This window comes from Enterobacter sp. D2, from assembly GCF_034427575.1.
Classification (GTDB): Bacteria; Pseudomonadota; Gammaproteobacteria; order Enterobacterales; family Enterobacteriaceae; genus Enterobacter; species Enterobacter cloacae_M.
In genome coordinates this window covers 1-21037 of record NZ_JAXQPP010000011.1, presented here as the reverse complement: position 1 = coordinate 21037, position 21037 = coordinate 1, and the positions used below count along the sequence as shown (strand labels likewise).

At 56.8% G+C, this 21037-nt stretch carries 19 protein-coding genes and 1 riboswitch; of the genes, 7 read left to right on the top strand and 12 right to left on the bottom strand.

What is annotated here, in order from left to right:
• Positions 1–72 precede the first annotated feature (72 nt).
• Positions 73–4296: a DNA-directed RNA polymerase subunit beta' gene (rpoC, locus tag SPG90_RS22010; protein ID WP_023309968.1), complete on the top strand. Its 4224-nt coding sequence runs from the start codon at positions 73–75 to the stop codon at positions 4294–4296.
• Positions 4297–4354: 58 nt separating this feature from the next.
• Here rpoC and SPG90_RS22005 read toward each other — a convergent pair whose 3' ends face one another.
• The 10 genes from SPG90_RS22005 to SPG90_RS21960 all read right to left on the bottom strand — a co-directional run bounded on the left by SPG90_RS22005 (position 4355) and on the right by SPG90_RS21960 (position 13210).
• A complete protein-coding gene (locus SPG90_RS22005) occupies positions 4355–4672 on the bottom strand; it encodes a PTS lactose/cellobiose transporter subunit IIA (protein ID WP_003862327.1) in 318 nt (105 codons plus the stop codon).
• Positions 4672–4980, bottom strand: coding sequence for a PTS sugar transporter subunit IIB (locus SPG90_RS22000; protein ID WP_010425948.1), 309 nt, complete (start codon positions 4978–4980; stop codon positions 4672–4674). Before SPG90_RS22000 ends, SPG90_RS22005 begins: the two co-directional genes overlap by 1 nt.
• A gap of 180 nt (positions 4981–5160) precedes the next feature.
• Positions 5161–6702 carry a sensor domain-containing diguanylate cyclase gene (locus SPG90_RS21995; RefSeq protein ID WP_045357730.1) on the bottom strand — a complete coding sequence of 514 codons (1542 nt, stop codon included), beginning with the start codon at positions 6700–6702 and terminating at the stop codon, positions 5161–5163.
• A gap of 337 nt (positions 6703–7039) precedes the next feature.
• The gene (gene thiH / locus SPG90_RS21990) at positions 7040–8167 is read right to left on the bottom strand and encodes a 2-iminoacetate synthase ThiH (protein ID WP_045404853.1); all 1128 of its coding nucleotides are present in this window, start codon (positions 8165–8167) and stop codon (positions 7040–7042) included.
• A complete protein-coding gene (thiG, locus tag SPG90_RS21985) occupies positions 8164–8934 on the bottom strand; it encodes a thiazole synthase (protein ID WP_023334103.1) in 771 nt (256 codons plus the stop codon). The genes thiH and thiG overlap by 4 nt, the downstream gene beginning before the upstream one ends.
• A 1-nt stretch (position 8935) precedes the next feature.
• Complete coding sequence (gene thiS, locus SPG90_RS22410; RefSeq protein WP_416208408.1) at positions 8936–9097, bottom strand: sulfur carrier protein ThiS; 162 nt, start codon at positions 9095–9097, stop codon at positions 8936–8938.
• Between the two features lie 92 nt (positions 9098–9189).
• The gene (locus SPG90_RS21975; RefSeq protein WP_126304582.1) at positions 9190–9945 is read right to left on the bottom strand and encodes a HesA/MoeB/ThiF family protein; all 756 of its coding nucleotides are present in this window, start codon (positions 9943–9945) and stop codon (positions 9190–9192) included.
• Positions 9932–10573 (bottom strand): thiamine phosphate synthase, encoded by a 642-nt coding sequence (gene thiE, locus SPG90_RS21970; protein ID WP_126304584.1) that lies wholly within the window; start codon positions 10571–10573, stop codon positions 9932–9934. Before thiE ends, SPG90_RS21975 begins: the two co-directional genes overlap by 14 nt.
• A complete protein-coding gene (gene thiC / locus SPG90_RS21965; protein WP_126304586.1) occupies positions 10573–12468 on the bottom strand; it encodes a phosphomethylpyrimidine synthase ThiC in 1896 nt (631 codons plus the stop codon). The genes thiE and thiC overlap by 1 nt, the downstream gene beginning before the upstream one ends.
• Positions 12469–12546: 78 nt before the next feature.
• Positions 12547–12658, bottom strand: a riboswitch (TPP riboswitch).
• Positions 12659–12712: 54 nt separating this feature from the next.
• Positions 12713–13210, bottom strand: a complete 498-nt coding sequence (locus SPG90_RS21960; RefSeq protein WP_023309976.1) for an Rsd/AlgQ family anti-sigma factor — start codon at positions 13208–13210, stop codon at positions 12713–12715.
• A 95-nt stretch (positions 13211–13305) separates the two neighbouring features.
• On the opposite strand from SPG90_RS21960, the gene nudC reads away from it, so the two are divergent.
• From nudC to SPG90_RS21930, 6 genes are all read left to right on the top strand, one after another.
• Positions 13306–14079 carry an NAD(+) diphosphatase gene (gene nudC / locus SPG90_RS21955; protein ID WP_045357738.1) on the top strand — a complete coding sequence of 258 codons (774 nt, stop codon included), beginning with the start codon at positions 13306–13308 and terminating at the stop codon, positions 14077–14079.
• A gap of 38 nt (positions 14080–14117) precedes the next feature.
• Entirely contained in the window at positions 14118–15182 is a 1065-nt protein-coding gene (gene hemE / locus SPG90_RS21950; RefSeq protein WP_126304588.1) for a uroporphyrinogen decarboxylase, read from the top strand.
• A 9-nt stretch (positions 15183–15191) separates the two neighbouring features.
• Positions 15192–15863: a deoxyribonuclease V gene (nfi, locus tag SPG90_RS21945; RefSeq protein WP_126304590.1), complete on the top strand. Its 672-nt coding sequence runs from the start codon at positions 15192–15194 to the stop codon at positions 15861–15863.
• Between the two features lie 41 nt (positions 15864–15904).
• A complete protein-coding gene (locus SPG90_RS21940) occupies positions 15905–16495 on the top strand; it encodes a YjaG family protein (protein ID WP_023309980.1) in 591 nt (196 codons plus the stop codon).
• 186 nt (positions 16496–16681) lie between these two features.
• On the top strand, positions 16682–16954 hold the full coding sequence (gene hupA / locus SPG90_RS21935; protein WP_002445246.1) for a nucleoid-associated protein HU-alpha: 273 nt from the start codon (positions 16682–16684) through the stop codon (positions 16952–16954).
• A gap of 11 nt (positions 16955–16965) precedes the next feature.
• Positions 16966–17658, top strand: a complete 693-nt coding sequence (locus SPG90_RS21930) for a DUF1481 domain-containing protein (RefSeq protein ID WP_023309981.1) — start codon at positions 16966–16968, stop codon at positions 17656–17658.
• A 47-nt stretch (positions 17659–17705) separates the two neighbouring features.
• Here SPG90_RS21930 and purD read toward each other — a convergent pair whose 3' ends face one another.
• Entirely contained in the window at positions 17706–18998 is a 1293-nt protein-coding gene (gene purD / locus SPG90_RS21925; protein WP_023309982.1) for a phosphoribosylamine--glycine ligase, read from the bottom strand.
• 15 nt (positions 18999–19013) lie between these two features.
• Positions 19014–20603, bottom strand: coding sequence for a bifunctional phosphoribosylaminoimidazolecarboxamide formyltransferase/IMP cyclohydrolase (purH, locus tag SPG90_RS21920; RefSeq protein WP_059446349.1), 1590 nt, complete (start codon positions 20601–20603; stop codon positions 19014–19016).
• Between the last annotated feature and the right edge of the window lie 434 nt (positions 20604–21037).

Here is a 21037-nt window from a genome sequence, read left to right as displayed (position 1 = left end):
CGCTCAAACAGGTCACTGGTGCCGGGTTAACCCCCGGCACCAGATTGTGCTAACTCCGACGGGAGCAAATCCGTGAAAGATTTATTAAAGTTTCTGAAAGCGCAGACTAAAACCGAAGAGTTTGATGCGATCAAAATTGCTCTGGCTTCGCCAGACATGATCCGTTCATGGTCATTCGGTGAAGTTAAAAAGCCGGAAACCATCAACTACCGTACGTTCAAACCTGAGCGTGACGGCCTTTTCTGTGCGCGTATTTTCGGGCCAGTAAAAGATTACGAGTGCCTGTGCGGTAAGTACAAGCGCCTGAAACACCGTGGTGTGATCTGTGAGAAGTGCGGCGTTGAAGTGACCCAGACCAAAGTGCGTCGTGAACGCATGGGCCACATCGAGCTGGCGTCTCCGACCGCTCACATCTGGTTCCTGAAATCTCTGCCGTCCCGTATCGGTCTGCTGCTGGATATGCCGCTGCGCGATATCGAACGCGTTCTGTACTTCGAATCTTATGTGGTTATCGAAGGCGGGATGACGAACCTGGAACGTCATCAGATCCTGACTGAAGAGCAGTATCTGGACGCGCTGGAAGAGTTCGGTGACGAATTCGATGCGAAGATGGGTGCGGAAGCTATTCAGGCCCTGCTGAAGAGCATGGATCTGGAGCAAGAGTGCGAGCAGCTGCGTGAAGAGCTGAACGAAACCAACTCCGAAACCAAACGTAAAAAGCTGACCAAGCGTATCAAACTGCTGGAAGCGTTCGTTCAGTCTGGTAACAAACCAGAGTGGATGATCCTGACCGTTCTGCCGGTTCTGCCGCCAGATTTGCGTCCACTGGTTCCGCTGGATGGTGGTCGTTTCGCAACGTCCGATCTGAACGATCTGTATCGTCGCGTTATCAACCGTAACAACCGTCTGAAACGTCTGCTGGATCTGGCTGCGCCGGACATCATCGTACGCAACGAAAAACGTATGCTGCAGGAAGCGGTAGATGCCCTGCTGGATAACGGTCGTCGCGGTCGTGCGATCACCGGTTCTAACAAACGTCCTCTGAAATCTTTGGCCGACATGATCAAAGGTAAGCAGGGTCGTTTCCGTCAGAACCTGCTCGGTAAGCGTGTTGACTACTCTGGTCGTTCTGTTATCACCGTAGGTCCATACCTGCGTCTGCATCAGTGCGGTCTGCCGAAGAAAATGGCACTGGAGCTGTTCAAACCGTTCATCTACGGCAAGCTGGAACTGCGTGGCCTCGCCACCACCATCAAAGCCGCTAAGAAAATGGTTGAGCGTGAAGAAGCTGTCGTTTGGGATATCCTGGACGAAGTTATCCGCGAACACCCGGTACTGCTGAACCGTGCACCAACACTGCACCGTCTGGGTATCCAGGCATTTGAGCCAGTCCTGATCGAAGGTAAAGCTATCCAGCTGCACCCGCTGGTATGTGCGGCATATAACGCCGACTTCGATGGTGACCAGATGGCTGTTCACGTACCGCTGACGCTGGAAGCCCAGCTCGAAGCGCGTGCGCTGATGATGTCTACTAACAACATCCTGTCCCCAGCGAACGGTGAACCAATTATCGTTCCTTCTCAGGACGTTGTATTGGGTCTGTACTACATGACCCGTGACTGTGTTAACGCCAAAGGCGAAGGCATGGTGCTGACTGGCCCGAAAGAAGCTGAGCGTATTTATCGCGCTGGCCTGGCCTCTCTGCATGCGCGCGTCAAAGTGCGTATCACCGAATACGAAAAAGATGAAAACGGCGAATTCGTTGCGAAAACCAGCCTGAAAGACACGACCGTTGGCCGTGCCATTCTGTGGATGATCGTACCGAAAGGTCTGCCTTTCTCCATCGTCAACCAGGCGCTGGGCAAGAAAGCGATCTCCAAAATGCTGAACACCTGTTACCGCATTCTGGGTCTGAAGCCGACCGTTATCTTCGCTGACCAGACAATGTATACCGGCTTTGCTTATGCAGCGCGTTCAGGTGCATCTGTTGGTATCGATGACATGGTCATCCCAGAGAAGAAACACGAGATCATCTCTGAAGCGGAAGCCGAAGTTGCTGAGATCCAGGAGCAGTTCCAGTCTGGTCTGGTTACCGCGGGCGAACGCTATAACAAAGTTATCGATATCTGGGCTGCAGCGAACGATCGTGTATCCAAGGCGATGATGGATAACCTGCAGACCGAAACCGTGATTAACCGTGACGGCGTTGAAGAACAGCAGGTTTCCTTCAACAGCATCTACATGATGGCCGACTCCGGTGCGCGTGGTTCCGCAGCACAGATTCGTCAGCTGGCAGGTATGCGTGGTCTGATGGCGAAGCCAGATGGCTCCATCATCGAAACGCCAATCACCGCGAACTTCCGTGAAGGTCTGAACGTACTCCAGTACTTCATCTCCACCCACGGTGCTCGTAAGGGTCTGGCGGATACCGCACTGAAAACAGCGAACTCCGGTTATCTGACGCGTCGTCTGGTTGACGTTGCGCAGGATCTGGTTGTGACCGAAGACGATTGTGGCACCCTCGAAGGTATCACCATGACCCCGGTTATCGAGGGGGGTGATGTTAAAGAGCCACTGCGCGATCGCGTTCTGGGTCGTGTAACCGCGGAAGACATTCTGAAGCCGGGTACTGCAGACATCCTGGTTCCACGCAACACGCTGCTGCACGAGCACTGGTGTGACCTGCTGGAAGCGAACTCTGTTGACTCCGTGAAAGTACGTTCCGTTGTATCCTGTGACACCGACTTTGGTGTATGTGCGCACTGCTACGGTCGTGATCTGGCGCGTGGCCACATCATCAACAAAGGTGAAGCAATCGGCGTTATCGCGGCACAGTCCATCGGTGAGCCGGGTACACAGCTGACGATGCGTACGTTCCACATCGGTGGTGCGGCATCTCGTGCGGCTGCTGAATCCAGCATCCAGGTGAAAAACAAAGGTAGCATCAAGCTCAGCAACGCGAAGTCTGTTGTTAACTCCGCTGGCAAGCTGGTTGTGACCTCCCGTAACACCGAGCTGAAGCTGATCGACGAATTCGGTCGTACCAAAGAGAGCTATAAAGTGCCTTACGGTGCGGTTATGGCGAAAGGTGATGGCGAGCAGGTTGCCGGCGGTGAAACCGTTGCAAACTGGGATCCACACACCATGCCGGTTATCACCGAAGTGAGTGGTTTCATCCGCTTCACTGACATGATCGACGGCCAGACCATTACTCGTCAGACCGACGAGCTGACCGGTCTGTCTTCTCTGGTGGTTCTGGATTCTGCTGAACGTACTACCGGTGGTAAAGATCTGCGTCCTGCACTGAAAATCGTTGATGCTCAGGGTAACGACGTTCTGATCCCTGGTACCGACATGCCTGCGCAGTACTTCCTGCCGGGTAAAGCGATCGTTCAGCTGGAAGATGGCATTCAGATCGGTGCGGGTGATGCTCTGGCGCGTATTCCACAGGAATCCAGCGGTACCAAGGACATCACCGGTGGTCTGCCACGCGTTGCGGACCTGTTCGAAGCACGTCGTCCGAAAGAGCCTGCAATCCTGGCTGAAATCAGCGGTATCATCTCCTTCGGTAAAGAGACCAAAGGGAAGCGCCGTCTGGTTATCACTCCAGTAGATGGCAGCGAACCGTACGAAGAGATGATTCCTAAGTGGCGTCAGCTCAACGTGTTCGAAGGTGAACGTGTAGAACGTGGTGACGTGGTTTCCGATGGTCCAGAAGCTCCGCACGACATTCTGCGTCTTCGTGGCGTACACGCGGTAACGCGTTACATCACCAACGAAGTACAGGACGTTTACCGTCTGCAGGGCGTTAAGATTAACGATAAGCACATCGAAGTTATCGTTCGTCAGATGCTGCGTAAAGCAACCATCGAAAACGCAGGCAGCTCCGAGTTCCTGGAAGGCGAGCAGGTTGAATACTCACGCGTCAAGATCGCTAACCGCGAACTGGAAGCGAACGGCAAAATCGGTGCGACCTTCTCGCGCGATCTGCTGGGTATCACCAAAGCGTCTCTGGCAACCGAGTCCTTCATCTCTGCAGCATCGTTCCAGGAAACGACTCGTGTCCTGACCGAAGCCGCTGTTGCAGGTAAACGTGATGAACTGCGCGGTCTGAAAGAGAACGTCATCGTGGGTCGTCTGATCCCGGCGGGTACCGGTTATGCGTACCATCAGGATCGTATGCGTCGTCGTGCTGCAGGCGAACTGCCAGCTGCACCGCAGGTGACTGCTGAAGATGCATCCGCGAGCCTGGCAGAACTGCTGAACGCAGGTCTGGGCGGTTCCGACAACGAGTAATCGTTGATGCCGTAAATAAAAAACCCGCCTCGGCGGGTTTTTTTACATCTGCATGTATTCAATTCACCAACGGGATCCGACGATAAAGCTCAATCATATCGCCCGCCAGATCCTGAATGACCATGGCGTTCATCAGGTGATCCTGCGAGTGGACGGTGATCAGGTTAACCGGAAGCTTCCCGGTCCCCTCATCAAGACCGATAAGCTGCGTCTGTATAGTGTGCGCATGCTTCACATATTCACGCGACTCTTCCATCGCTTTTTCAGCTTCGTCAAAATCACCTTTACGCGCCATCTGCAACGCCGTCAGGGCTGCACTGCGCGCCGCGCCCGCGTTGACCAACAGTTCCATAATCGTGGTTTCTAAGTCTTCCATTATGACTCCAGAAGTTTGAGCGCTTTTTCCAGTACGGCATCACCTTTCATCATGCCGTAATCCATCATGTCGATCACCGCGACCTTTTTACCCAACGGGTCGGCCTGCGCCTGGAGTTTAGCCTGCTCGTATTTAACCTGTGGCCCCAGCAATACGATATCGGCCGTCGCGATGTTGTCTTTAAACTCCGCAACCGGAACGGCTTTAATGGTGACTTCAACCCCTTTTTTCTGCGCGGCGTCTTTCATACGTTGAACCAGCATGCTGGTTGACATTCCCGCTGCACAGCATAAAACGATGTTCTTCATAATCAGCCTCGATCTACATGTGTTTATTGATAATTATCCCGTGCAGAGCGCTTCAACAACCGATTTACCGCGATTGTGTGTCAGGCATCACAAAGAAACCGGTGATTTTCTGAAACCGGTTACAATTTTACATTGTCGGGCACCCGGCCCGTGGAAACGGGCAGGGTCAAAGAGGGAGGATTAGCTGATGGACGTTCGGTTAATGCGGTTTTTGCCCTGCTGTTTGGCGCTATAGAGGGCGTTATCAACGCTTCCGACAAATTGCTCCAGCGGTTCAAAATGCCACTCCCCAAGACCGCCGCTGAACGTAACCCGCAGGTTTTCTTCTCGCCAGACGCGTTTTTCAACTGCGGTACGCCAGGCTTCCAGCAATGAGAGCGCAGACGTCATCTGCTCAGCCTGGAAAATTACCGCAAACTCTTCTCCACCGTACCGGTAAAGCGAGACGTGATGTGGCTGCATGATCTGGATCCCTTCGCGGGCCACGTTGCGCAGAACAATATCACCGGTCAGGTGGCCCAGCGTGTCGTTAATCGACTTGAAGTTATCGATGTCTACCAGCGCCATCGCGAAAGGCTGCTGGGCATTCAGCAGCTCCGCGACATCGCTGTCGAACGCGCGGCGGTTTTTACAGCCCGTCAGCGCATCGTGAGTGGCCTGGCGAACATACGCCATTTCACGCTCTTTGTTGGACTGAATCGTGTGGCTCAGCATCGCTTCCAGGCGCGGCGCCTCGCTAACATCGCCAGTTTTGATGGCATTGATAATGTGCATCAGCACTGAACGCGAGGCGTGGCGGAGGTATAAGCCGAAGAGGATGATGATGATGGCGGCCAGCGCAAACCCCCAGCCAACGATCGTCGTTTCGTGGCGGGTGATATCGGTGAGCGTCGCACCGGATACCCGGTAGATGACAAACCAGTCCGGGTTGGTAAACGAGTAGTAGTAATACCAGGCGTTGCTTTTCTTGTCGTAAAGATGACCTTCGCCGCTGGTCATTTTGTCCATCAGCGCTTCGCTCACGTACTGTTTGAACAGCGCGCCGGTATCCGGATGCAGCACAACGGCGCCGTCGCGTTCGACGACGAAGAATTCCCCCTGAACGGGCGCCACCATCTGGCGCAGGGTGAAGCCCATAGACGTCAAATCGAGATGGAAAGCGAGCGTTCCCTTCAGTCTCCCTTCAGGCGAAATCAAAGGTTTATAGAGTGTCACAGTCGGATGGCCAGTGAAGTAGTCCATATAGGGACGGGTATAGTGACTGAAGATACTGGCTTCCGCCTGAGCGACGAACCACGGGCGTGTCCGGGGATCGAAGGTTTTACTCGTCTCCGTGGGGAGCACCTCTGGTGCGCGAAGATAATGCCCCTGCGTGTCCGCCAGCGAGATGGAGGAGACGGTCGGCATCAGGTTCTGCAAATGCATCATCATCTGCAGCCCCTGCGTCGGGTTGACGTTGAGCGTCTCGTTGAGCCTGTCGTCGCGGGCAAAGTACATCGCGGAACGGCCCAGGATATAGTCGTTTTCACGCAGGATAGATTCGGTGTAGTTCACCGCCAGGTTGTGCGTGAAATTGCTGTTGATCTTATGATAATCCTCAAGAAAATCCTTTCGTTGCGAAAGCGTTACCGCGATCGCGATCACCGCAAAACTGCAGAGGATCCCCGCAAAGCTGAGCATGATTGGCCGGGTAAAAGAGAGCTTTTTGCTGTGAAGTGCCATGAGCTGTACATCGTTCCTGATGGTGAATACTTTTCGTCTGCCGATATCCTCTCAGCATAGTCGCTGTCCTGCGGTTAGCGGTGAATTATACGGCACACGATTTCTGGTGGGATGATTTATCTTAAGAACCATTAAGAAAACACTTATTCAACTTGTCAGGAGCCGTTTGTGCAATGAACCAGAGGCAGGGCGAAACGAGGAAGAAGCTTTTCGCCCTGGTCAGCATCCGTTGCTGACCGTGTGACAATAAAAAACCGGACGATCGCTGACAACCACCCGGTTTTGCCTTTTCGTAGCGCCTCGACAATTTTTTATGGCGTTGCAGTACGTTTCAGCGTCATTGCGAGACTCTTCCCAGCCAGCTGTCCCAGTCTTTCCAGACAGGCTGAAGACCCTGGGCCGTCAGGGCTACGGCGACCGCTTCCGGACGTCGCCCGTCATGCGGCACAAACTGCTCCAGCTCCGGACGATCGTCGGCGTAGCCGCCAGGCTGCGTTTTGGAAAACGCGCTGACGTTGTTAATCGCAAGCGGTATAACGCGATCGCGAAACGCCGGGGATTCACGCGTTGAGAGCGATAATTCAACTTCCGGGGCGAGCAGGCGAAACGCACAGATGGTCTGCACCAGCTGGCGTTCATCCATCAGCGAAGCCGGTTCAATCCCGCCCGCGCAAGGTCTCAGGCGCGGGAAGGAGATGGAGTAACGGCTCTGCCAGTAGTGCTGCTGAAGCCACAGCAAATGTTCCGCCACCATGTAACAATCCACCCGCCAGCTGTCAGAGAGCCCGATCAGCGCCCCCAGACCGATTTTGTCGATCCCCGCACGACCCAGCCTGTCCGGCGTTTCCAGCCGGAAAAAGAAATCCTGTTTCTTGCCCTTCAGGTGGTGCCGGGCGTACGTCGCCTCGTGGTAGGTTTCCTGATAGACCATGACCCCGTCCAGCCCGAGGGTTTTGAGCTCCGCATACTCCTCCTGCGCCAGGGGCTGTACTTCCATCTGCAGCGACGCAAACTGACGACGAATGGCGGGAAGGTGCTGACGGAAATAGTCCATTCCCACCTTGCCCTGATGTTCGCCCGTGACCAGCAGAAGATGTTCAAAACCCATTTCACGAATGGCCGCACACTCACGGGCAATCTCATCTTCATCGAGCGTTTTACGCTTGATGCGGTTGCTCATGGAAAAACCGCAGTAGGTGCAGTCATTGGCGCACAGGTTTGAGAGATAGAGCGGCACGTAGAAGCTCACCGTGTTGCCAAAACGCTGGCGGGTGAGCCGCTGTGCTCGCTGGGCCATCGGTTCGAGGTACGCGCTGGCCGCCGGGGAGAGCAGAGCCATCAGATCCTCGCGGGTCAGATGGCGGGCATTCAGCGCGCGCTCCACGTCAGCCGCCGTTTTGCTGTTGATGCGAAGGGCAATGTCGTCCCAGTTAAGCTGGCGCCAGCGCTCGGTAAACGTGCTCATGAGATCGCCTCCAGAAAACCGGTCAGCGGGCTGGTGGCCTGCGCCTGGAAACTGCGCGAGCCGGGACCGGACTCCCTTGCCAGCAGGCCAGCCTCTACGGCCATGCGGAACGCACGCGCCATCATGACCGGATCGTCGGCAACCGCGATGGCCGTATTGACCAGTACCGCGTCGGCGCCCATCTCCAGCGCCTGCGCGGCATGGCTGGGCACGCCAATGCCCGCATCAACCACCACCGGTACGGTAGCCTGCTCAATAATGATTTCCAGCATCGCGCGGGTTTCCAGCCCCTGGTTGGAGCCAATGGGGGCGCCCAGCGGCATGACGGCGGCGCAGCCGACCTCTTCCAGCCGTTTGCAGAGGACAGGGTCGGCGCCGCAGTAAGGCAGGACGGTAAACCCTTGCTGCACCAGCTTTTCAGCCGCTTTCAGCGTTTCGATGGGGTCGGGCAGCAGCCAGCGGGCGTCAGGATGAATTTCCAGCTTCAGCCAGCGGGTGCCGAGCGCCTCGCGGGCCAGCTGCGCGGCAAAAATCGCCTCTTCGGCTGTTTTGGCACCGGAGGTGTTGGGCAGCAGCGTGACGCCAGCCTCCAGTAAAGGCGCCAGAATGGCGTCGCTGTGATGACGCAGATCCACGCGCTTGAGCGCCAGCGTCACCAGCTGGCTGCCGCTTTCGCGAATGGCATCCACCATCAGCTGCGGCGAGGCGAATTTTCCGGTACCGGTAAACAGATGCGAATCAAAAACCTTATCGGCAATACGTAACATCTCAGCCCCCTGCGATAACCTGAAACAGCAGGATCTGGTCGCCTTCATTGACCTGCTGGTTTTCCCACTGCTCGCGCGGCAGGATCTGTTGATTGAGCGCCAGCGCCGTTCCCGGCTTGAGCTGACGCAGCTTGTNACTGCTCGCGCGGCAGGATCTGTTGATTGAGCGCCAGCGCCGTTCCCGGCTTGAGCTGACGCAGCTTGTCGAGCAGTGCGGCAACGGTAAGCCCGTCGTCGCATCTCATCGGCTCATCGTTAAACAGAATGCGCATCGCGGCCTCCACATACCGGGCAGCGGCTGGCGCGGCGTAACGCCAGCTGGCGCCAGCCGCTGGAGCGGGCATCAAATAGCCGTAGCGTATTGCGTTCCGTCTCCATGCCGCTGAGCAGCTTGATGGCCTCCAGCGCCTGCATGGTGCCCATCACGCCGACCACCGGACCAAGAATGCCCGCCGTACGGCAGTTGCGCGCTGGCTCGGCATCATCCGGCCACAGGCAGCGATAGCAGCCCTGCGACCACGGCGGGGTCAGGACCATCATCTGCCCGCCGAACCCCACCGCGCTGGCGGTGATAAGCGGCGTATTATTTGCCACGCAGGCGGCGTTGATCGCCTGGCGCGTCGCCATGTTGTCCGTGCAGTCCAGCACCACGTCGGCCAGGGCGACCTCACGGCGCAGATTGTCACCGCTGAGCCGGTCCTGCAGGGCAATCAGCTCAATATCCGGGTTGAGCTGGTTCAGGCGCTGCCGGGTAATTTGCGCTTTCGGCTGGTTGATATCCTCGGTGGTAAAGAGGATTTGTCGCTGCAGGTTGCTGAGGTGAACCTCGTCGTCGTCGGCCAGCACCAGCGTACCGATACCTGCGCCTGCCAGATAAAGCGCGGCGGGCGCGCCTAATCCGCCCAGACCGACAATTAGCACCCGGCTGGCGAGCAGCTTTTGCTGCCCGTCGATGGCGATATCTTCCAGCAGGATCTGACGGCTGTAGCGCATAAAATCACGATCGTTCATCACCCGCTCCTGCCAGCTGTAACAGCTGTTCGGTGGCTAGACGCCAGTCTGCTGCCTGGGTGATGGCGCTGACGACGGCGATACTGCCGACGCCGGTCTCCAGCACCGCCGGGGCGCGTTCAAGACTGATTCCACCGATGGCGACGGTGGGGTAATCGGCAAGGCGTTTAACGTGACTCGCCAGCTGCGTCAGCCCCTGCGGTGCGGAGGGCATCTGCTTGGTTTGCGTCGGGAAGACGTGACCCAGCGCGATGTAAGAGGGACGGGCCGCCAGCGCCACGTCGATCTCCATGTCATCGTGCGTTGACACGCCAAGACGCAGCCCGGCTTCGCGGATAGCGCTCAGATCCGTTGTTTCCAGATCCTCCTGACCCAGATGCACGCCGTACGCCTGGTGCTTAACGGCCAGCCGCCAGTAGTCGTTGATAAACAGGCGGGCATCGTAGCGACGCCCCAGCGCGATGGCGGCAACCACATCGGCTTCCACCTCGTCATCGCGCTTATCCTTGATGCGCAGCTGGATCGTTCGAACGCCTGTCTCCAGCAGGCGCTCTATCCACTCCACGCTGTCCACCACCGGATAGAGCCCTAAACGGTAGGGGACGGGCGGGAAATCGGGCTTATACATTACGCCTCCTCTTTTTTGAGGTAGATTTCGCCGCCTTTGGCGCGGAAGGTTTCGGACATGTCCGCCATACCCACTTCAATGGTTTGCGCGGCGGCGTAGTCGCGCACCTCCTGGCTGATTTTCATCGAGCAGAATTTTGGCCCGCACATAGAGCAGAAGTGCGCGACTTTGCCTGACTCCTGCGGCAGGGTCTCGTCGTGATAGGCGCGGGCGGTGAACGGGTCCAGCGCCAGGTTGAACTGGTCTTCCCAGCGGAATTCAAAGCGCGCCTTCGACATGGCGTTATCGCGGATTTGCGCGCCCGGGTGGCCTTTGGCCAGATCAGCCGCGTGGGCGGCAATTTTGTAGGTGATCAGCCCCTGCTTCACGTCCTCTTTGTTTGGCAGGCCGAGGTGCTCTTTCGGCGTCACGTAGCAGAGCATGGCGCAGCCGAACCAGCCGATCATCGCCGCCCCAATGCCCGACGTGAAGTGGTCATAGCCCGGCGCAATATCGGTAGTCAACGGCCCCAGGGTGTAGAACGGTGCTTCGTGGCAGTGCTCCAGCTCCTCGGTCATGTTGCGGCGGATCATCTGCATCGGCACGTGGCCCGGACCTTCAATCATCACCTGCACGTCATACTCCCAGGCGATCTTAGTCAGCTCGCCCAGCGTGTGCAGCTCGGCAAACTGCGCTTCGTCGTTCGCGTCGCGAATAGAGCCCGGACGCAGGCCATCGCCCAGCGACAGAGAGACATCGTACGCGGCGCAGATTTCGCAAATTTCGCGGAAGTGCTCGTAGAGGAAGTTTTCCTGATGATGTGACAGGCACCACTTCGCCATGATGGAACCGCCGCGCGAGACGATGCCGGTCAGACGCTTCGCGGTCATCGGCACGTAGCGCAGCAGCACGCCCGCGTGAATGGTGAAGTAGTCCACGCCCTGCTCGGCCTGCTCCAGCAGCGTGTCGCGGAACGCTTCCCAGGTGAGGTCTTCGGCAATGCCGTTGACCTTTTCCAGCGCCTGATAAATCGGGACGGTGCCAATTGGTACCGGGCTGTTACGCAGGATCCATTCGCGGGTTTCGTGAATATAGCGTCCAGTGGAGAGGTCCATTACCGTGTCCGCACCCCAGCGCGTGGACCAGACCAGCTTTTCCACCTCTTCTTCGATGGAGGAGGTGACGGCCGAGTTACCGATGTTCGCGTTGACCTTCACCAGGAAGTTGCGGCCGATAATCATCGGCTCGGATTCCGGGTGGTTGATGTTGGCAGGGATAATTGCGCGCCCGGCGGCCACTTCGTCACGCACAAACTCCGGCGTGATGTTTTCCGGCAGGCGAGCGCCAAAGCCTTCACCCGGATGCTGATAGCGCAGCATTTCGCTACGGATGCGCTCGCGACCCATGTTTTCGCGGATGGCGATGAACTCCATCTCCGGCGTGACGATGCCCCGGCGCGCGTAGTGCAACTGGGTCACGCATTTGCCCGCCTTAGCGCGTTTTGGCGTCAGCAGGCCGGTAAAGCGCAGCTCGTCCAGACCGTCGTCGGCCAGGCGCTCTTTAGTGTATGCAGAACTCAGGACGCTCAGCTCTTCGCAGTCGTTACGCGCGTCAATCCACGGCTGGCGCAGCTTTGCCAGACCCTGCTGGACGTTGATGGCAACATCAGGATCGCCGTACGGGCCGGAGGTGTCATACACCGGCACGGCTTCGTTGTCTTCGTACTGCGGGTTATCTTTGCTGCCGCCGATAAGCGTCGGGCTGAGCTGAATTTCGCGCATTGGGACGCGGATATCGGCCTGCGAGCCGGAAATGTAGATGCGTTTCGAGTTCGGGAAAGCGGTGCCTTCCAGCGTGTCGATGAAGTGTTGGGCCTGTGCGCGCTGTTCGCGGCGGGTCAGTTTTGCAGTAGACATAGCTCATTCCAAAAGTGAAGGACATGGCTTGTCAGACGACGGATGAAGCAAGAGAGGATCGCCCTCAGGCGATACAACAGCAGTGTGACTCTTGTTCCCTTCGCAGGTATTAGCCTGATCAGGTTCCGCGGATCCCGAATTAACGGTCTCAGCCCGCGCTTTCAGGCGCTGGGCACTCCGACAAGAAAAATCCCCCCCGTGAGAGGGGCGAATGGTTGTAAATTACTCGTTAACGATGAAGAACTCAAGCAGGGCGCGCGACGTTCTCTTCGTTACTGATGTTCAAATCGTTGTCCAGCACGAGGGCGATCAGCTTATCTTCCAGCGTGAATCGCTCTTCCAGCGCTTCGCCGAGGTCGGATAGCGCCTGCTGAAACTCAAGATAGTTATCGTGGTCGATAGCGTTCTCGAGCGCGGAATCATAGTAATCCATGATCTGCTGGGTGTTGGCTTCCAGAAGCGGATAGAGCTTGCTGGCCGCTAAATACGGCGTTGTCCCTTCCATTTCGCGGATAATGCGTTCATAAATATTGAAATGGCCGTCGGACAGATAATCGACCAGGCCCTGACAAAAATCATCCAGCGCTTTTTCATTCAGTCGCATAAACGATTCTTTGCCAGGCTTAATACCGACCAGATTGTAATAAGCCACGAGTAGATGCTTGCGTACATGTAGCCAGCGATCCACCAGTTTGTTATTTCCTCTAACGCGCTCAGTCAGGCTTTGCAGCTGGTTTAACATGGTCGACTCCGCAAAATGTAGGATTGAATCTGCTTATCCAGAATGTAACCACAATGCTAACAACATGTCAGTGAAGCGAAGGTAGTGCAATAGATATGGATCGTATTATTGAAAAATCAGATCTTGGTTGGTGGATCGTCAGTCACGAACAAAAATTATGGCTTCCTGCCGGGGAAATCCCCTACGGTGCAGCTGAAGCGTTCGATCTCGTTGGACAGCCAGCGCTACAGATCGGCGAGTGGCAGGGTGAGCCCGTGTGGTTGATCCAACAGCCCCGCCGCCAGGATATGGGATCGGTGCGCCAGGTGCTGGATCTGGACGTGGGGCTGTTCCAGCTGGCGGGGCGGGGCGTGCAGCTGGCCGAGTTTTACCGCTCGCATAAATACTGCGGCTACTGCGGTCATACCATGCGCCCGAGCAAAACCGAGTGGGCGATGCTCTGCAGCCATTGTCGCGAACGCTACTATCCGCAGATCGCGCCGTGCATTATCGTCGCTATCCGCCGGGAGGATTCCATCCTGCTGGCGCAGCATACCCGCCATCGCAACGGGATCCACACCGTGCTGGCCGGCTTCGTCGAGGTGGGCGAAACGCTGGAGCAGGCGGTGGCGCGCGAGGTGATGGAGGAGAGTGGGATCAAAGTGAAGAACCTGCGCTACGTCACCTCCCAGCCGTGGCCGTTCCCGCAGTCGCTGATGACGGCATTTATGGCCGAATACGACAGCGGCGAGATCGTTATCGACCAGAAAGAGCTTCTGGACGCGAACTGGTATCGCTACGACGATCTACCGCTGTTGCCTCCGCCGGGCACCGTGGCGCGTCGCCTGATAGAAGATACCGTGGCGATGTGTCGGGCCGAGTATGAGTAGTGTTACACTGAGGCCATGACGCTTAAGGAACTGCAAAAATGACCGAACTGAAGAACGATCGTTATCTGCGTGCGCTGCTGCGCCAGCCCGTTGATGTCACCCCGGTGTGGATGATGCGCCAGGCGGGACGCTATCTCCCTGAGTACAAAGCCACGCGCGCGCAGGCGGGCGATTTTATGTCGCTGTGCAAAAACGCCGAGCTGGCCTGTGAAGTGACGCTCCAGCCGCTGCGCCGCTTCCCGCTGGATGCCGCGATCCTCTTCTCGGATATTCTGACCATTCCGGATGCAATGGGCCTTGGCCTGTACTTCGAAACCGGCGAAGGCCCGCGTTTCACCTCCCCAATCAAAAGCAAAGCCGACGTGGATAAGCTGCCGATCCCCGATCCGGAAGGCGAGCTGGGCTACGTGATGAACGCCGTGCGCACCATTCGCCGCGAGCTGAAAGGTGAAGTGCCGCTGATTGGCTTCTCCGGCAGCCCGTGGACCCTGGCGACCTATATGGTGGAAGGGGGCAGCAGCAAAGCCTTCACCATGATTAAAAAGATGATGTACGCCGAGCCGCTGGCCCTGCATGCGCTGCTCGACAAGCTGGCGAAGAGCGTCGCCCTCTATCTGAACGCGCAGATTAAGGCGGGTGCGCAGTCGGTGATGATTTTCGATACCTGGGGCGGCGTGCTGACCGGGCGCGATTATCAGCAGTTCTCCCTGTACTACATGCACAAAATCGTCGACGGCCTGCTGCGTGAAAACGAAGGCCGCCGCGTGCCGGTGACGCTGTTCACCAAAGGTGGCGGTCAGTGGCTGGAAGCGATGGCGGCAACCGGCTGCGACGCGCTGGGCCTCGACTGGACCACCGATATCGCCGATGCGCGCCGTCGCGTGGGCGACAAAGTGGCGCTGCAGGGCAATATGGACCCGTCCATGCTCTATGCGCCGCCAGCCCGCATTGAAGAAGAAGTGTCGACTATACTGTCTGGTTTCGGCCAGGGGGAAGGCCACGTCTTTAACCTCGGCCACGGCATTCATCAGGATGTGCCGCCAGAACACGCAGGCGTATTTGTGGAGGCGGTGCATCGGCTTTCTGCCCAGTATCACCAGTAAGGAGTGATTATGGATCTCGCGTCGCTACGCGCTCAACAAATCGAACTGGCCTCATCGGTGATCCGCGAGGATCGTCTGGATAAAGATCCTCCGCAGTACATTGGCGGAGCAGACGTCGGATTCGAGCAGGATGGGGAAGTGACGCGAGCGGCGATGGTGGTACTGAAATACCCTTCGCTTGAGCTGGTGGAGTACAAGGTTGCGCGTATCGCGACCACCATGCCGTACATTCCGGGCTTTCTCTCCTTCCGCGAATATCCCGCGCTTCTGACAGCGTGGGAGCAACTCTCGCAAAAACCTGACCTGCTGTTTGTCGATGGACACGGTATCTCACACCCGCGCCGTTTAGGCGTTGCCAGCCACTTTGGGCTGCTGGTGGATGTGCCGACCATTGGCGTCGCCAAGAAACGCCTGTGCGGCGCGTTTGAACCTCTTTCTGCCGAGCCGGGCGCGCTGGCGCCGCTTATCCATAAAGGCGAGCAGCTAGCGTGGGTCTGGCGCAGCAAGGCGCGCTGTAACCCGCTCTTTATCGCCACCGGGCACCGGGTGAGCATGGACAGCGCCCTGGCGTGGGTGCAGCGCTGCATGAAGGGCTACCGCTTGCCGGAGCCGACGCGCTGGGCAGACGCCGTGGCCTCTTCGCGTCCGGCTTTTGTTCGTTGGCAGGAAATTCAGCGATGATTCAGGTAAACTGCGCCTAATTTTCGATTCGAGAGATCATCATGCTACAAAACCCGATTCACCTGCGCCTTGAGAAACTTGAAAGCTGGCAGCACGTGACGTTTATGGCTTGCCTGTGCGAGCGCATGTATCCCAACTATGCCGCGTTCTGTAAGGAGACGGGCTTTGGTGATGGCCATATCTACCGCCGCATTCTGGATCTGATCTGGGAAACGCTGACGGTGAAAGACGCGAAGGTGAACTTCGACTCCCAGCTGGAAAAGCTGGAAGAGGCGATTCCGGCTGCGGATGATTTTGACCTGTACGGTGTCTACCCGGCGATTGACGCCTGCGTGGCGTTAAGCGAACTGCTCCACTCCCGTCTGAGCGGTGAAACGCTGGAGCACGCAATTGAAGTCAGTAAGGCATCTATTACGACCGTCGCGATGCTGGAAATGACCCAGGAAGGCCGCGAGATGACCGACGAAGAGCTGCGTGCAAACCCGGCGGTTGAGCAAGAATGGGACATTCAGTGGGAAATTTTCCGCCTGCTGGCAGAGTGTGAAGAACGCGATATTGAGCTGATAAAAGGGCTGCGCGCGGACTTACGAGAGGCTGGTGAGAGCAATATTGGTATAATTTTTAACCAATGAGACAATAAAACTTGAGATAACGCCCGTTTTGTCGCTCCTCGACTCTTCCCTTTCGCCCCTTGTCTGGTCTACATTTGGGGGGCGAAAAAAAGTGGCTATCGGTGCGTGTATGCAGGAGAGTGCTTTTTTGGCATTTTCGTCGCACTCGATGCTTAGCAAGCGATAAACACATTGAAAGGATAACTTATGAACAAGACTCAACTGATTGATGTAATTGCGGACAAGGCTGATCTGTCTAAAGTGCAGGCTAAAGCTGCTCTGGAATCTACCCTGGCTGCTATTACTGAGTCTCTGAAAGAAGGCGATGCTGTGCAACTGGTTGGTTTCGGTACCTTCAAAGTGAACCACCGCGCTGAGCGTACTGGCCGCAACCCGCAGACCGGTAAAGAAATCAAAATCGCCGCAGCTAACGTGCCGGCATTTGTTTCTGGTAAAGCACTGAAAGACGCTGTTAAGTAAGACGCGTGGCAGTGAACAGTTTTAGCGAAGGGGCGGTAACGCCCCTTTTGTCTTTCTGGCGTGGAACGCTCGCGCTGGCAGGCATGCTGCTGCTGTCAGCCTGCAGCCACGACACCTCTCTGCCGCCGTTTACCGCCAGCGGTTACGCGGACAACCAGGGTGCGGTCAGGATCTGGCGCAAAGATTCCGGCGGCGAAGTGCATCTGCTTTCTGCCTTCAGCCCGTGGCATAACGGCAATACGTCGACTGCGGAATATCGCTGGCAGGGAGATGACCTGTCGCTGATTGAACTGAACGTCTACAGCAAGACCCCCGAACACGTGAAAGTGCGTTTTGACGACCATGGCGAGCTGAGCTTTATGCAGCGCGAAGTCAGCGGTCAAAAACAGCAGCTTTCCAGCGATCAAATCGCCCTCTACCGTTATCGTGCCGAACAAATCCGCCAGACCAGCGATGCGCTTCGTCTGGGACGCGTTGTGCTGCGCCAGGGGCGCTGGCATGCCGATGGGACGGTGACAACCTGCGAAGGACAGACGGTCAAGCCTGAGCTCGAATCCTGGGCAACCGAACACATACAACGTCGTCAGCGTCATTCATCAATGGAGGTGAGTGTGGCGTGGCTGGAAGCGCCGGAAGGCTCTCAGCTGCTGCTGGTGGCGAACGAAGACTTCTGCACCTGGCAGCCGACGGAAAAAAGTTTTTGATTTAAATCCCCTCTCCCTTGAGGGAGAGGGTTAGGGTGAGCGGGAAATTACTCTCCCTGCTCACGCGCAATCGCGCGATAACCGATATCCTGACGGCTAAAGCTGCCGTTCCAGTGAATATCCGCCATCAGCGCGTAGGCGCGTTTCTGCGCTTCTGCCACAGTATGGCCCAGCGCGGTTGCACACAGCACGCGTCCGCCGTTGGTGAGGACGCGATCGTCGTCAGCCAGCTTCGTACCCGCATGGAACACCTTCGCACCTTCAATCTCTTCCAGCGGCAGGCCGTGGATTTCATCCCCGGTGTTGTAGTTGCCCGGATAACCACCTGCAGCAATCACCACGCCCAGAGACGCACGCTCGTCCCACTCTGAGGTTTTCTCGTCGAGCTTGCCTTCGCAGGCTGCCAGACACAGTTCCACCAGATCGGATTTCATGCGCAGCATGATGGGCTGCGTTTCCGGATCGCCAAAGCGGCAGTTGAATTCGATGACCTTAGGATTGCCCTGCTTGTCGATCATCAGACCCGCGTAGAGGAAACCGGTGTAGGTATTGCCTTCCGCCGCCATCCCTTTCACGGTTGGCCAAATGATGCGATCCATGGTGCGCTGGTGGACTTCATCAGTCACTACCGGAGCGGGGGAGTAAGCGCCCATTCCGCCAGTATTCGGGCCGGTATCGCCATTACCCACACGCTTGTGATCCTGGCTAGTGGCCATCGGCAGAACGTGCTCGCCGTCGACCATCACGATAAAGCTCGCTTCTTCACCGTCGAGGAACTCTTCGATCACGATGCGGTGGCCCGCATCGCCAAAGGCGTTGCCCGCCAGCATATCCTGAACCGCGGCTTCTGCTTCCTCGAGGGTCATCGCGACGATAACACCTTTACCAGCAGCCAGACCGTCGGCCTTGATGACAATCGGCGCGCCTTTTTCACGCAGGTAGGCCAGGGCTGGCTCCACTTCGGTGAAGTTCTGATATTCCGCCGTCGGGATGTTGTGACGCGCGAGGAAATCTTTGGTGAAGGCTTTGGAGCCTTCCAGCTGCGCGGCGCCTTCCGTTGGCCCGAAGATTGTCAGGCCCGCCGCGCGGAACGCATCCACCACGCCAATCACCAGCGGCGCTTCCGGGCCGACGATGGTCAGATCGATTTTCTCGCTCTGGGCAAAGCTCAGCAGCGCAGGAATATCGGTTACGCCAATAGCCACGTTTTGCAGCGCGGGTTCCAGCGCGGTTCCGGCGTTACCCGGTGCTACGAAGACTGTTTTCACCAGCGGAGACTGCGCCGCTTTCCACGCCAGAGCGTGCTCACGTCCGCCGTTACCAATAACTAATACTTTCATTTTCTGCTCCGGGAATTAATGGCGGAAGTGGCGCATGTCGGTGAAGATCATTGCAATGCCATGTTCGTCGGCAGCGGCAATCACTTCGTCGTCGCGAATTGAGCCGCCAGGCTGGATCACACAGGTGATACCCACTGCAGCCGCCGCGTCGATACCGTCACGGAACGGGAAGAAGGCGTCAGAAGCCATGGCGGAGCCTTTTACTTCCAGACCTTCATCACCTGCTTTAATGCCCGCGATTTTCGCGGAGTAAACGCGGCTCATCTGGCCTGCGCCTATCCCGATAGTCATGTTTTCTTTGGCGTAGACGATGGCGTTGGATTTGACGAACTTCGCGACCTTCCAGCAGAACAGAGCGTCACGCAGTTCCTGTTCGGTTGGTTGACGTTTGGTTACCACGCGCAGGTCGGCTTCTGTCACCATACCCAGATCGCGGTCCTGAACCAGCAGGCCGCCGTTCACACGCTTGAAGTCCAGGCCCGGCACGCGTTCTGCCCACTGGCCGCAAACCAGCACGCGTACGTTCTGTTTCGCCGCGGTGATTTTCAGCGCCTCTTCGGATGCCGATGGCGCGATGATCACTTCAACGAACTGGCGGGAGATGATGGCCTGCGCGGTTTCAGCATCCAGCTCGCGGTTGAAGGCGATAATGCCGCCGAACGCGGAGGTCGGGTCGGTTTTGTAGGCGCGATCGTAGGCGCCCAGAATAGAGGTGCTTACCGCAACACCGCATGGGTTCGCATGCTTGACGATAACGCAGGCCGGCTCGCTGAACTCTTTCACGCATTCCAGCGCGGCGTCGGTGTCAGCAATGTTGTTATAGGAGAGCGCTTTGCCCTGAACCTGCTGAGCGGTCGCAACAGAGGCTTCTTTTACCTCTTCTTCTATATAGAAGGCTGCCTGCTGGTGGCTGTTCTCGCCGTAACGCATATCCTGCTTCTTAATGAAGTTCAGATTCAGGGTGCGCGGGAAACGGCCAGAAGGATCTTTGCTTTCACTGTGGTAAGCAGGCACCAGGCTACCGAAGTAGTTGGCGATCATGCTGTCGTACGCCGCGGTGTGCTCGAAGGCTTTGATGGCGAGGTCGAAACGCGTTTCCAGAGTCAGTGACCCTTCGTTGGCATCCATCTCATTAATAATGGTTTCGTAATCGCTGCTCTTTACGACGATGGCCACATCTTTATGGTTCTTGGCCGCGGAGCGCACCATAGTCGGGCCGCCGATATCAATATTCTCTACGGCATCTTCCAGAGAACAGTTTTCGCGGGCTACGGTCTGGGCAAACGGGTAGAGGTTAACGACAACCATGTCGATTGGCGCGATGTCATGCTGTTCCATAATGGCGTCGTCCTGACCGCGACGGCCAAGAATACCGCCGTGCACTTTCGGATGCAGGGTCTTGACGCGTCCATCCATCATTTCCGGGAAACCGGTGTAATCGGACACTTCGGTTACCGGCAGACCTTTATCTGCTAACAGGCGAGCGGTACCGCCTGTAGAAAGCAGCTCCACACCGCGTGCGGAAAGTGCCTGAGCGAATTCGACGATACCGGCTTTATCAGAAACACTGAGCAGAGCGCGGCGGACTGGACGACGTTGTTGCATGGTAAATCCCCTGGATTTCACGATTACAGAGAGCGTTAGATGAATTTTCCTGCGAAAAACTCATCTAACACACCTGACGGGGCATCCTTATTAAGCGCGAGCATTTTAACGAAAACGTTTGCGCAACGCTCGCACATTTTCACTTTTTCGTATCATTGTGGATAAGTCTGTGTGTAAAAAGGTATAAGGCGGGGTTTTGCTGTGGAATGCAGCAGTCAGTTATTTTTCTGTCATTTAGCGGTTGCGGCCTGCTGAGAACTCCCTATAATGCGCCTCCATCGACACGGCGGATGTGAATCACTTCACAAACAGCCCGGTCGGTTGAAGAGAAAAAATCCTGAAATAACGGGTTGACTCTGAAAGAGGAAAGCGTAATATACGCCACCTCGCAACGGTGAGCGAAAGCCGCGTTGCACTGCTCTTTAACAATTTAT

What these genes read in the sequence shown, in the direction of transcription:
- SPG90_RS22005 (WP_003862327.1), bottom strand. Translation starts at nt 4,672, where the DNA reads ATGGAAGACTTAGAAACCACGATTATGGAACTGTTGGTCAACGCGGGC.
- SPG90_RS22000 (WP_010425948.1), bottom strand. Translation starts at nt 4,980, where the DNA reads ATGAAGAACATCGTTTTATGCTGTGCAGCGGGAATGTCAACCAGCATG.
- SPG90_RS21995 (WP_045357730.1), bottom strand. Translation starts at nt 6,702, where the DNA reads ATGGCACTTCACAGCAAAAAGCTCTCTTTTACCCGGCCAATCATGCTC.
- thiH (WP_045404853.1), bottom strand. Translation starts at nt 8,167, where the DNA reads ATGAGCACGTTTACCGAGCGCTGGCGCCAGCTTAACTGGGACGACATT.
- thiG (WP_023334103.1), bottom strand. Translation starts at nt 8,934, where the DNA reads ATGTTACGTATTGCCGATAAGGTTTTTGATTCGCATCTGTTTACCGGT.
- SPG90_RS21975 (WP_126304582.1), bottom strand. Translation starts at nt 9,945, where the DNA reads ATGAACGATCGTGATTTTATGCGCTACAGCCGTCAGATCCTGCTGGAA.
- thiE (WP_126304584.1), bottom strand. Translation starts at nt 10,573, where the DNA reads ATGTATAAGCCCGATTTCCCGCCCGTCCCCTACCGTTTAGGGCTCTAT.
- thiC (WP_126304586.1), bottom strand. Translation starts at nt 12,468, where the DNA reads ATGTCTACTGCAAAACTGACCCGCCGCGAACAGCGCGCACAGGCCCAA.
- SPG90_RS21960 (WP_023309976.1), bottom strand. Translation starts at nt 13,210, where the DNA reads ATGTTAAACCAGCTGCAAAGCCTGACTGAGCGCGTTAGAGGAAATAAC.
- nudC (WP_045357738.1), top strand. Translation starts at nt 13,306, where the DNA reads ATGGATCGTATTATTGAAAAATCAGATCTTGGTTGGTGGATCGTCAGT.
- hemE (WP_126304588.1), top strand. Translation starts at nt 14,118, where the DNA reads ATGACCGAACTGAAGAACGATCGTTATCTGCGTGCGCTGCTGCGCCAG.
- nfi (WP_126304590.1), top strand. Translation starts at nt 15,192, where the DNA reads ATGGATCTCGCGTCGCTACGCGCTCAACAAATCGAACTGGCCTCATCG.
- SPG90_RS21940 (WP_023309980.1), top strand. Translation starts at nt 15,905, where the DNA reads ATGCTACAAAACCCGATTCACCTGCGCCTTGAGAAACTTGAAAGCTGG.
- hupA (WP_002445246.1), top strand. Translation starts at nt 16,682, where the DNA reads ATGAACAAGACTCAACTGATTGATGTAATTGCGGACAAGGCTGATCTG.
- purD (WP_023309982.1), bottom strand. Translation starts at nt 18,998, where the DNA reads ATGAAAGTATTAGTTATTGGTAACGGCGGACGTGAGCACGCTCTGGCG.
- purH (WP_059446349.1), bottom strand. Translation starts at nt 20,603, where the DNA reads ATGCAACAACGTCGTCCAGTCCGCCGCGCTCTGCTCAGTGTTTCTGAT.